Origin of the sequence: Kitasatospora sp. NPDC036755 (assembly GCF_040636595.1) — a bacterium.
Lineage (GTDB): Bacteria > Actinomycetota > Actinomycetes > Streptomycetales > Streptomycetaceae > Kitasatospora.
The window spans coordinates 1-10,993 of record NZ_JBEZUT010000290.1; the positions used below are offsets into that span (position 1 = coordinate 1).

The following is a 10,993-nucleotide window of genomic DNA, read 5'->3' on the forward strand; positions in this document are numbered from 1 at the left end:
GACCCGGGTGACCCGGTCGGCGGCGGCGCGCTGGCGCAGCACCGCCTCGGCGGCCTGCCAGGCCGAGTGCAGGGTGCGGGCGTCGATGAGTTCGCGGCGCAGCGCGGCGGCCTCGGCGGTGGCCGCGGTGAGGCTCAACGTGGCGTGCCGGTGGGTGAGTTCGTCGGTGATCAGGCTGTGCCGGGTGCGGTCGGCCTCGGCCGCGGTGACGGCGCCCGCGGCGGCGGCGACCTCGATGGCGAGGTCCTGGGCGCGGTCGCGTTCGGCGGTGGCGCGGGAGGCGAGGGCGTGGGCGAGGCGGCGGGTGCGGCGCTCCGCGGTGCGGTGGGCCTCGCGGACGGTCTCGCGGGCGGTGGTGGCCTCGGCGATGCGCTCCAGCAGGTCCAACGACCCCGCGGTGAAGTCGCGTTCGGCGGTGAGTTCGGCGCGGCGGCCGAGCTTGGCGGCGAAGCCGTGCACGAGGTCGGCGAGGCCGTCGGTGTCCCGGGTGTCGGTGACGGCGCGCAGCAGGAGGTCGGTGAAGTCGCTGTCGTGCTTGACCGCGAAGAGGCCGGCCGCCTCGCCCTCGTCGGCGTTCATCTCGCGCTGGTAGCGGAAGAGTTCGGGGTCGAGGCCGAGCTCGCCGAGGTGCTCGGTCCAGCGGTCGTGGCCGTCCTCGAAGACCAGGTCGAGGTGGGGGTGGGCCTTGCCGGCCTCGGTGAGGGCGTCGCGGAAGCCCTTCATGGTGCGGCGGCGGCCGCGGGCCTTCTGGTCGCCGGCCAGGCTGACCCGTTCGGCGACCGGCAGCGAGTCGAGGGTCAGGCCGGCGCCGGGGCGGAAGGAGTACCAGGTCTCGGCGAACTTGCGGGGGTCGGAGGAGACCTGGCGGCCGCGCCACTCGCTGACCTTGCCGACCACGATCAGCTCGCCGGTGACGGTGTGCTGCCACTCCAGGGCGACGTGGCCGCAGTCGTCGGCGAGCAGGAACTTGCGCAGCACGCCGGAGCTGGCGCCGCCGAGGGTGTTGCGGTGGCCGGGGAGCATCACCGAGAAGATCAGCTTGAGCAGGACGGACTTGCCGCCGCCGTTCTCCAGGAAGAGCACGCCCGCGGGGGCGGGGCGGCGGACCGGGCCGTCGACGTCCTCGCCGAACAGGCCGATCTGCTGCGGGGCCGGGTCGGCGACCGGCTCGCCGACGCCGCGCAGGTCGAGCACCGTGTCGGCGTAGCGGGCGCCGGCCGGTCCGATCGAGTAGAGGCGGACCCGGTTGAGCTCGTACATGTGCGGCGGTTCTCCGTGGCTTGCGTGGCGTGAGGGACGGGCGGCGGGCCGGCCCGGGCGGGTGGTCCGGGGCCGGCGCGGTGGGCGCGGAGCGGGTGGGCTCGGAGCGCCGGGGCTCAGAGCGAGTGGAAGGGCAGCCCCGCGTCGGCGACCAGTTCGTCGCCGGTGTCGGGCGGCAGCAGGCTGGCGGTGCCGTCGGAGACCGGGACGATGCCGAGGTCGAGCAGTTCGGCCATCGCGGCGCTGCCGGCCAGGTCGCGCACCTGGAGCTGGTAGCGGGCGGTGGTGCGGTAGGTGCCGCCGGAGTCGTCGGAGACCTTCTGGAGGAAGCCGGAGTCGACCAGGAACATCACGGCCTTGGCGACGATGCCGATGGTGGAGCCGGAGAGCCGGCGGGCGTCCTTGGTGGCGCCGGTGGCGGTGCGCCGGGCCCAGACCCGCCAGGCGGCCTCCAGGCCGGGGGCGTCGGAGGCCGGGTCGGTGTTGGCCCCCTCGGCGCCGGCCTGCTCCTCCAGGCGGCGGCAGGCCTGGCGGACGAAGGAGTCGACGCCGTTGACGGTGATCCGGCCGAGGTAGCCGTCGTCGGCGAGGTCCTCAGGGCGGGGGAAGGCCATCGCGGCGACGGCCAGGTGGGCGAGGCCGTGCAGGAAGCGGTCGGTGGACTCGGAGGCGGCGCGGCGCGAGTAGTCGCCCATCCGGACGGCGAACAGCGAGTCCTCGGCGGCGGCCACGGCCATGCCGGCCCGCGGGGAGACCTCCAGGACGACCAGGCCCATGCCGGTGGCGATGGCGTCGGCGAGGCGGGCGAACGGCGGGTCCTCGCGGTGGCGGCGCACCAGCTCGGCGTACTCGGCGTCCCGCGCGGGCAGCAGCTTGGCCTGGAGGCCGAAGGAGACCAGCCGGGCGGCGTCCGCGACATCGGCCGGGGTGATCGGCGCGGGGGCCGCGGGTTCGCTCTCGGCCGCCCAGGACGTGTCGTGGTGGGTCGTCACGGGCGGTGCTCCTCGGGGGTGGCGCGGTGGTTACGGTTCGTCAAGGTCGGTTCCGGCTGGTCGTTTCCGGCAGGTCTCGTCGCGGGGTGCTTCCCGGCCGGTCAGCCGGCGTCCTTGCGGTCGGCGGCCATGCCGACCGCGTCGAGCAGGGCGCTGCCGACGATCAGGTCGGCGCCGCCGAACTCCGGGTCGCGCAGCGGGGTGCCGTCGTCCACGGCGAACAGCAGCCGCTCCTCGCCCTGGCGGTAGGCGGTGCCGACCGGCGGGCTGGCCGCGTGCACGGCGAGCAGGGCGACCAGGTACGGGAGGTCCGGGTCCTGCTTGCGGGCGTCGGCGAGCAGGCCGGAGAGCCGGCGGGGGGCGTCCGGGGGCAGGTCGAGCAGGAGCATCGCGGACTCCAGCTGGGCCTCGGAGAAGCGGCTGTCGTCCGGGGTGGCGACGAGGTCCGGGTCGGGCAGCTCGGCGCCGAGGTGCTCGCGTTCGACCGGCGGGGTGAGCAGCAGGTCGACGAGGTCGGCGACCCGGACCGAGACCGGGGTGCGCAGACCGGCGCCGCGGGCGAAGAACGCGCCGGTGGGGCGGACGGCCTGCTCTATCGGCAGCCGCAGCACGGGGGCGAGCAGCTGCCCGTAGAGGTCGATGCCGCTGCGGGCGCCGGGGGCGGCGAAGGCCTGCCGGTCCTGCTCGGCGCGGAACAGCGGACCGGCCTCCAGGAGGCGGGTCTGGAGCTGGGTGTGGCGGCGGATGCAGTCCTTGACGATGTCGACCAGCTCGGCGGCGCGGCGCTTGTGCTCCGGGTCCTCGGCCTCGTCGCGGGCCTTGCGGATGTTGGTGAGAATCGCGTTCTCGTGCCGGTAGCGGTCCGCGATGTGGTCCAGCGCCTCCTCGATGAGGTCCGGAACGGCGCGCATCCAGTCGACCGCCCGGACGTTGCGGCGGGTGGCGTCCAGGGCGCGGCGCAGCGTCTCGGCGTACTGGACGGTGCGGTAGCGGGCCTGCTCGGCGGCGAGCTGGGCGTCGGCCAGGCGGCCGCGGCGGATCAGCACCTCCAGCTTGACCTCGGCGGCGATCTGGGCCGAGGTGACGTCGGTGTCGAGCGCGCCGACCAGGACGTTGACCGCCTCGTCGGTGGTGCGCAGGTAGACGCCGCCGTCGGGGCCGGGGACCTCTTCGATCAGCTTGAAGTCGTAGTCGCGGCGGACGTACTCGCCGTCCGCGCCGAAGGTGCCGTAGACGGCGCGGAAGCCGCGGTCCACGCTGCCGACGTTGATCAGCGACTCCAGCACCCAGCGGGCGACCCGCTCGTGCTCGACGGCGGGGCGGCCGACGGCCTGGGCGGCGACCCGGGGCAGCAGCCGGGCGAGCACCGTGTCGCGGTCGGCCCCGGTGTCGAAGTCCATGTTCAGGGTGACCAGGTCGATCGCGGCGAGACCGACCTCGGCCATCGCGTAGCCGCCGTACTCGCCGGCCAGGTTGACCTTGCGGTTGTCCAGGTCGTGCAGCGGGGCGGTGCAGGCCAGCGCCTTGAGCCGGCGGGCCAGGCCCTCGTCGGCGGCGGGGCCGGGCGCGGGGCGCGCGACGGCCGGGCCGGCGGGAGGACGGAGGCCGGGCTCGGTGGGCGGGTCTGCGATGGCGGTCACGGAGGACAAGATTAGAGGTTCGCACCGACATCGACCGAAACGGACCTTGCGGACGGGCGGAGCGGCAGGTGGGCGGCGGCGCGAAGGGCCGATTCAGAACACCGTTTCGATGGAATTCCGCCATTCTCGAACCGGCATTCGAGAAAACCGTGAGGGCGGCGCGTTGGTTCGGTGATGATCGACCTATGATCACCCGACTGGCCAAAGCGGGCCTCACCGCCGCGCTGTCCGTGACCACCTTCGCCACCGGCGCCGCCCTCGCCACCGGCGCCACGGCCGCCACGGCCGGCGCGACACCGGCCGCCGCCCGGCAGACGTCGACCTCCGCCCAGCACGTGACCGTGTCGCAGAACGGGAACTACCCGGGCGGCTTCTTCACCACCGGCAACATGTCGGTGGACTGGACCGCGTCGGGCACCGCGGACCTGACCGGACCGACGCACATCACCCTGGACCTGCCGCCGGGCGTCACCACCGACGGCGCGATGTTCTTCCCCGTCCCGAAGGACTACACCTTCACCACGACCCTCTCCCCCGACCACCGCCACCTGGAGGCCGTGTTCACCGCCACCCGGGCGCCCGGGTCGTACAACTTCATGAAGCTCAACCTGGCCACCACGCCCGGGGTGCCGATCGCCGGCGTGATCACCGCCACTGTCGCCAACCCGAACGACACCGACCCGACCGGGCACGTGTCCGGCTACGACCTCGGCAGCAAGAGCTTCCTGCCCGCGACCGTCCAGGCCGCACCGGCCGTCTCCGGCCTCGACACCACCACCGGCCCGGCCGCGGGCGGCACCGCGGTGACCGTCAGCGGCAGCAACCTGGCCAACGGCATGGTGCTGGTCGGCGGCCTCCCGGCACCCGGCCGCTGCACCGACACCTCGTGCACGGTGACCACGCCCGCAGGCTCGGGCAGCGCCCCGGTCAGCGTGGTGACGCCCGGCGGCACGGCCGCCGCACCGGCCGCCTTCGACTACACCGGCACCCCGCCGACCCCGGCCGCGCCGACGGTCGGCGCCCTCTACGACGCCTCCGGCCCGGTCGCCGGCGGCACCCGGGTGACGGTGTCCGGCAGCAACCTGACGTACGGGACGGTGGCCTTCGGCGGGGTGCCGGCCACCCACGTCTCGTGCGGGCCGTCCTACTGCACGGCCACGGCCCCGGCGGGCGCCCAGCCCGGGCCGGTGGACGTGACGGTCACCACGGCGGGAGGGACGAGCGCGCCGGTGACGTACACCTACACGGCGTAACGGTTCGGGCGGCGTGCCGCCCGCCGTCGGTGCCCGGGCTCCTCGGAGTCCGGGCACCGCTGCGTTCCGAGCCGGGCCGGGGCCGGACTGGGCCGGGGCCGGGGCCGGGGCCGGGGCCGGGGCCACTCGGAGGGCTAGTTGAACACGTTCAAAAGATGGGTCTAGAGTCGGTTCCGCGCAGGCGGGACAAGGCTCCGTCCGCACTTCGGCATGCTCGGCATGCCCGGCATCATGGAGGTGGGCGAGATGGACGGCGACTCCGCGGTCATCCTTCGCAAGGTCCGGCGGTGGCTCTGGCTCTTCCTGGTCTGCCTGGTGCTCAGCGGCCTCACCGCGTTCCCGCTGGAGACCGAGACCCGCTGGCTGGTCGACTTCGCCTCCGGCCCGGCCGCACCGCTGAGCGACCGCCTCCCCGCCGCGATGGACTGGCTCGAACGGGTCCACGCCGGCGTCGCCGAGACCAACGCGCGCTACCCCTTCCTGGCCTACGGCACCGACTGGCTGGCCTTCGCCCACCTGGTGATCGCCGCCGCCTTCCGGGGTCCGCTCAGGGACCCGGTCCGCAACATCTGGGTGATCCGCTGGGCCGTGCTCGCCTGCGCCGGCGTCATTCCGCTGGCACTGATCTGCGGGCCGCTGCGCGGGATTCCATTGACATGGAGATTCATCGACATGTCGTTCGGGGTCTTCGGCGTCGTGCCGCTCCTGATCGTGCTGCGGGCGCTGCGCCCACTGGAGCGGTCCTTCCGGATGCCGGCGACCGCCGGCTGAACCGGGCACCCCACACCGCGGCGCGGCCCCGCAGTCCCCGTCGCCACCCCGCGCGGCGCCGCCCCGGGGCGTGCGCCCCTGGCCACACGCCCCGGGGCGGCGGGCCACCGGGTCACGGGCAACGGCCTTCATCCGCAGGCCCTACCATCTGGCTCAACAGCTGCTGGGAGGCGGACGGGCGTGGCCGATGCGGTGATCGATCTCAATGCGGACCTCGGCGAGGGGTTCGGACGCTGGACCCTGACCGACGACGAGGCGCTGCTCTCCGTGGTGACCAGTGCCAACGTCGCCTGCGGGTTCCACGCCGGGGACCCGTCGACGATGCGCCGGGTCTGCTCCCTGGCCGCCGAGCGCGGTGTCCGGATCGGCGCCCAGGTCTCCTACCGTGACCTGGCCGGATTCGGCCGCCGCGCGATGGACGTCCCCCCGGAGGAGCTCGCCGACGAGATCGCGTACCAGATCGGCGCCCTCCAGGTGTTCGCCCGCGCGGCCGGATCCAAGGTCTCCTACGTCAAACCGCACGGCGCCCTCTACAACCGGGTGGTCGGCGACTCCGAGCAGGCCGAGGCCGTGGTGGCCGGAGTGCTGCGGGCCGGCGCGGTCTGCGACGGCCCGCTGCCGGTGCTGGGCCTGCCGGGCTCGCTGCTGCTGGAGGTGGCCGAGGGCGTCGGCCTCCCGGTGGTCGCCGAGGCCTTCGCGGACCGCGCGTACACCCGCACCGGCTCCCTCGTGCCGCGCCGCGAGCCGGACGCCGTCGTGCACGACCCCGAGTCGGTCATCACCCGGGCCGTCGGCATCGCCCGGGACGGCACGGTGGAGGCCGCCGGCGGCGAGCGGATCCCCGTCGAGGCCCGCTCGCTCTGCGTCCACGGCGACACCCCCGGTGCCGCCCAGCTCGCCTGGCGGATCCGGGGCGCCCTGGCCTCCGCCGGGGTCCGGGTGGAGGCCTTCACGTGACGGTCGGGGCGGTGCGCCGGGTCGGTGAACGGGCGCTGCTGGTCGAACTGCCCGGGACGGCCGAGGTGGCGGCGCTGTACGGCTGGCTGGGCGAGCGCCGGGAGGCCGGGGAGCTCGGCGCGGTGGAGGAGCTGGTGCCGGCCGCGCGCACCCTGCTGCTGGACGGCGTCGCGGACGTCGACGCGGTGGCGGCGCTGCTGCGCACCGCCCGCCCGGTGGCGGCCGGGGCGGCGCGCGGGCCGCTGGTGGAGGTCCCGACCGTGTACGACGGCGCCGACCTGGCCGAGGTCGCCGCACTGTGGGAGGTGTCCGAGGAAGCCGCCGTACGGATCCACACCGAGCCCGAGTACGTCGTCGCGTTCTGCGGCTTCGCCCCCGGCTTCGGCTACCTCACCGGGCTCCCGGCACGGTTCGACGTGCCGCGCCGGGCCACCCCGCGCAGTTCCGTCCCGGCCGGCTCGGTCGCCCTGGCCGGCCCGTACACCGGGGTCTATCCGCACCCCTCCCCCGGCGGCTGGCAGCTGGTCGGCCGCACGGCACTCCCGCTGTGGGACACCGACCGCGAGCCGCCGGCCCTGCTGTCCCCGGGCACCCGGGTCCGGTTCACCGCGGAACGGGCCTGAGGAGACGCCGAGTTGAACGAACTGGTGGTGGTACGGCCGGGGCCGCTGACCACGGTCCAGGACCTCGGGCGGCGCGGAGTCGCCCACCTCGGGGTGCCCAGGGCCGGGGCCCTGGACGAGCCGGCGCTGCGGGCGGCCAACCGGCTGGTGGGCAACGAACCCGGGACGGCCGGGCTGGAGACCACGCTCGGCGGGGTCGCGCTGCGCGCCGTCGGGACGGCGCTGGTCGCCGTCACCGGCGCTCCCTCACCCGTCCGGGTGGACGGCCGGCCGGTCGCCTGGGGTGCGCCGGTCGTGGTGCCGGCCGGATCCGTGGTCGAGGTCGGGGCCGCGACGGCCGGGGTGCGCGGCTACCTGGCGGTGGCCGGCGGGATCGCCGTCCCGGCGGTGCTCGGCAGCCGCTCGGCGGACCTACTCTCCGGACTCGGGCCGGCCCCGCTGACCGCCGGGGACCGGCTGCCGGTCGGCGTCGCGCCGCCGTACCGGGCCCGGCCGGAGCTGGTTCCCATGCCCGCGCCCCCGACCGAACTGGTGCTGCGGCTGCGGCTCGGACCGCGCACGGACTGGTTCACCCCGGAGGCGGTGGCCCGGCTCGGACGCGACCGGTACCTGGTCTCACCGACCGGAAACCGGGTCGGACTGCGCACCGAGGGGCCGCCGGTCGTCCGCGCCCGAGGCGGCGAACTGGCCAGCGAGGGCATGGTGTTGGGCGCGGTGCAGATTCCGCCGGACGGGCAGCCGGTGGTGTTCCTGGCCGACCACCCGACCACCGGCGGCTACCCGGTGGTCGGCGTCGTACCGGCCGCCGATCTCGCGGCCGCCGCCCAGGCCCGACCGGGGACACCGGTGCGCTTCGTTCCCCTGCGGGAGCGCTGAGGGAGTTCCGGGCCCGAGCGGCGCCACGAGCGCCGAGGGCACCCACGAACGCCGGGGGCTCGGCACACGCCGAGCTCAGCGCCCCAACAGCAGCTCGGCGATCGCGCGTTGGGCCGGATCGAACGCCGCGCCGCCCTCCTCGACCGTCCAGAGCGCGTTCTGCAGCACCCGGGCGAGCGCCCAGCCCGCCGCCACCCGGCGGTCCAGCTCCAGCACCTCCGTCACCAGGTCGAAGCGACGCCGCAGGGCCCGGGCGACGTCCCCGGTGGCCACCAGGTCCGCCCAGCGGTTGCGCAGCGCCGGGAGCAGCTCGAATCCGGGGTGTCCGGCCAGCGGTTTGGGATCGATGGCCAGCCAGGGCGCCCGGCCGCTGCCCGGGAGCGGGGCCAGCACGTTGCCGTAGTGCAGGTCCCAGTGCAGCAGGCGGTCGCCGGGATCGGCCCGGACCTCGCACAGGGCGGCCGCGCAGTCGGCGAGCAGCCGCCGTTCCGCCGGGTCGGCGAGGGCGGCGGCACCGGCCGGGGCCCGGTCCAGCAGGTCGCTCGCCGTGCCCGCCAACGTACGCATCCCGGAGGGTGCCTGACGGGACGTCAACTCCCTGAGCAGTTCGGCGATCACCCGCAGCGCGGCGAGGTCGTCGGGCAGGTCGAGCAGGGAACGCACCTGGTCCAGGCGCTCCAACAGCATTGAGCCGGTGGCCGGTTCGTGGTCGAGCAGCCGGACGGCACCCCGGCCGCCCCAGGCCGTCAGGGCGAGCGGCTCCCCCACCGTCTCCTCGTCCACGGGCTGGAGCTTGAGCACGGCCGGCACCCCGTCGGCCCGCAGCACGGGCAGCACCAGCCCGACCACCCCGTGCGCGGCCGGCCCGTCCGGGACCAACTCCCAGCGGTCGAGCGACTCGACCGCCAGGGCGGGCAGTCGGGCCACCCAGGCACGCCCCTCGGCGCCGAGGAACTCCTCCAGGGACGCGGCGAGCGCGGGCGGGACCACGATGGACATCGGACGGACTCCTCTGGGGCGGATTCACCTCAGCCTACGGCGGACCGCGACCCACACCCCCCCGGCCGCCCGCTTCCATTCCCCCGCGCGCTCACCCGCATCCGGTCACCCCTTCCCGAGGGCCTCCGCCGCGGCGGCCGCGAAGCCGTCCGGATTGTCGATCATGATGTTGTGCCCGCAGTCCGGTACCGCGACCACCCGTACGCCCGCGGCCCGGAGCTCACCGGCCCCCGCCGGCTCGCCGTCCGCCGCCGGGTGGAGGAAGGTGCGCGGAAGGTCGAGGCCGAGCAGCAGCTCGCGCATGGTCGGCTCGGTCGCCCGGGCGAGGTAGCGGGCGCTGCGGTGGAGCGCCTCGGGACCGGCCAACCGCATGGTGGACCACCAGAACGGGCCGACCCGCTCGGCGACTTCGTCCCGCCCGCCGGCCAGGAACTCCGCCTCCCCGTAGGCCGCGATGCCGCTGCTGCCGGGCCGGCTCCGGTCGGGGTCGATCCGGTCCAGGTTGGCGTCCACCAGGAGCAGCCGCTCGACCAGGTGCGGGTGCCGCCGGGCGAGGACGACGGCGACCGCCCCGCCCATGCTGTGGCCGACCACCTCGACGCGGTCCGGACCGGCGGCCGTGACCGCCGCCGCGACCGCGTCCGCGTGCTCCTCCAGCGTGTAGCCGAAGTCCGTCGGACGGTCACTGAGGCCGAAGCCGAGCAGGTCCAACAGCAGCGAGCGCCGCCCGGCGAGCAGCGGGTGGGCGGCGACGGCCGCGAAGTAGGCCGGCGAGCTGGCGCCGAGCCCGTGCAGGTAGAGCCGGGCCGGCTCGGCGCCGGGCAGCTCGACCCAGCGGATCCGGTCGCCGTTCGGGGTGACGGGGGCCTCACGCATGCTCGATCGCTCCTCTTCCAGGGGGGTCCGGCCTCGGCGGGCGCCGACAACGGACGCCGCGAAGGGCACCCGCGGTGGGCGCCGACTCCGGGGATTCCGGCGGACGGCCAGGACAATACATCGAATCCGAGGTATAGCGTAAACGAGATACCCATGCCCCGAGGGAAGGATCTGAGAGAGTGGCCCCATGCTGAAGCTCGCGATCCTCGGGTTCCTGTACGACCGCCCCCTCCACGGCTACGAGCTGCGCCGCCACCTCGCCGCGCTCACCGGCCACGTCCGCCCGATCAGCGACGGCACGCTCTACCCCGCGATCAAGCGCCTGGAGGCGGACGGCCTGCTGGTCCGCGAGACCGAACCGGGCAGCGCCGCGGCACCCCGGCACACCCTGCACCTCACCGACGCCGGCCGCACCGCGCTGCTCGACCGGCTGCGCGCACCCGAGCCGCTCGACGTCAGCGACGAGAACCGCTGGTTCACCCTGCTCGCCTTCCTGCGACACCTCGCCGACCCGGCCGCCCAGGCCGCCGTGCTCCGCCGCCGACTGGATTTCCTCGCCGAGCCCGCGAGCTTCTTCTACGAGGGCGACCGCCCCGTCGGCGCCGAGGAGTTCGCCGACCCGTTCCGACGCGGCCTGCTCCTGGTCGCCCGCGCCACCACCGAGGCCGAACTCGCCTGGCTGCGGGCGACCCTGGCCGACCTGGAGGGCGGCGAGCGGTAGCCGGACCGGCCCCGAACGCGCCGCG

General features: G+C 75.3%; 10 protein-coding genes and 1 pseudogene. 6 read left to right on the forward strand and 5 right to left on the reverse strand.

Annotated features, from left to right (window positions below; all coding sequences use genetic code 11):
* From AB0E96_RS31695 to AB0E96_RS31705, 3 genes and pseudogenes are all read right to left on the reverse strand, one after another.
* Nucleotides 1-1,260 (reverse strand): annotated as a pseudogene (locus AB0E96_RS31695) (hypothetical protein); the annotation flags it as partial.
* Nucleotides 1,261-1,376: 116 nt separating this feature from the next.
* Nucleotides 1,377-2,252, reverse strand: coding sequence for a hypothetical protein (locus AB0E96_RS31700; protein WP_359829227.1), 876 nt, complete (start codon nucleotides 2,250-2,252; stop codon nucleotides 1,377-1,379).
* Between the two features lie 101 nt (nucleotides 2,253-2,353).
* Nucleotides 2,354-3,883 carry a hypothetical protein gene (locus AB0E96_RS31705; protein ID WP_359829235.1) on the reverse strand — a complete coding sequence of 510 codons (1,530 nt, stop codon included), beginning with the start codon at nucleotides 3,881-3,883 and terminating at the stop codon, nucleotides 2,354-2,356.
* Between the two features lie 194 nt (nucleotides 3,884-4,077).
* Between AB0E96_RS31705 and AB0E96_RS31710 the strand changes: the two genes are divergently transcribed.
* From AB0E96_RS31710 to AB0E96_RS31730, 5 genes are all read left to right on the forward strand, one after another.
* A complete protein-coding gene (locus AB0E96_RS31710) occupies nucleotides 4,078-5,145 on the forward strand; it encodes an IPT/TIG domain-containing protein (RefSeq protein WP_359829228.1) in 1,068 nt (355 codons plus the stop codon).
* A gap of 219 nt (nucleotides 5,146-5,364) precedes the next feature.
* Nucleotides 5,365-5,916 (forward strand): hypothetical protein, encoded by a 552-nt coding sequence (locus AB0E96_RS31715; protein ID WP_359829229.1) that lies wholly within the window; start codon nucleotides 5,365-5,367, stop codon nucleotides 5,914-5,916.
* A gap of 192 nt (nucleotides 5,917-6,108) precedes the next feature.
* Complete coding sequence (locus tag AB0E96_RS31720; protein WP_359829236.1) at nucleotides 6,109-6,873, forward strand: 5-oxoprolinase subunit PxpA; 765 nt, start codon at nucleotides 6,109-6,111, stop codon at nucleotides 6,871-6,873.
* Nucleotides 6,870-7,496: a 5-oxoprolinase subunit PxpB gene (gene pxpB / locus AB0E96_RS31725; RefSeq protein ID WP_359829230.1), complete on the forward strand. Its 627-nt coding sequence runs from the start codon at nucleotides 6,870-6,872 to the stop codon at nucleotides 7,494-7,496. Before AB0E96_RS31720 ends, pxpB begins: the two co-directional genes overlap by 4 nt.
* Before the next feature lie 12 nt (nucleotides 7,497-7,508).
* Nucleotides 7,509-8,372 carry a biotin-dependent carboxyltransferase family protein gene (locus AB0E96_RS31730; protein ID WP_359829231.1) on the forward strand — a complete coding sequence of 288 codons (864 nt, stop codon included), beginning with the start codon at nucleotides 7,509-7,511 and terminating at the stop codon, nucleotides 8,370-8,372.
* 75 nt (nucleotides 8,373-8,447) lie between these two features.
* Here AB0E96_RS31730 and AB0E96_RS31735 read toward each other — a convergent pair whose 3' ends face one another.
* Nucleotides 8,448-9,371 carry an aminoglycoside phosphotransferase family protein gene (locus tag AB0E96_RS31735; RefSeq protein ID WP_359829232.1) on the reverse strand — a complete coding sequence of 308 codons (924 nt, stop codon included), beginning with the start codon at nucleotides 9,369-9,371 and terminating at the stop codon, nucleotides 8,448-8,450.
* A gap of 105 nt (nucleotides 9,372-9,476) precedes the next feature.
* Complete coding sequence (locus AB0E96_RS31740) at nucleotides 9,477-10,247, reverse strand: alpha/beta hydrolase (protein WP_359829233.1); 771 nt, start codon at nucleotides 10,245-10,247, stop codon at nucleotides 9,477-9,479.
* A 187-nt stretch (nucleotides 10,248-10,434) separates the two neighbouring features.
* Here AB0E96_RS31740 and AB0E96_RS31745 point away from each other — a divergent pair, with 187 nt between their 5' ends.
* Nucleotides 10,435-10,968, forward strand: coding sequence for a PadR family transcriptional regulator (locus AB0E96_RS31745; protein ID WP_359829234.1), 534 nt, complete (start codon nucleotides 10,435-10,437; stop codon nucleotides 10,966-10,968).
* Nucleotides 10,969-10,993 lie beyond the last annotated feature (25 nt).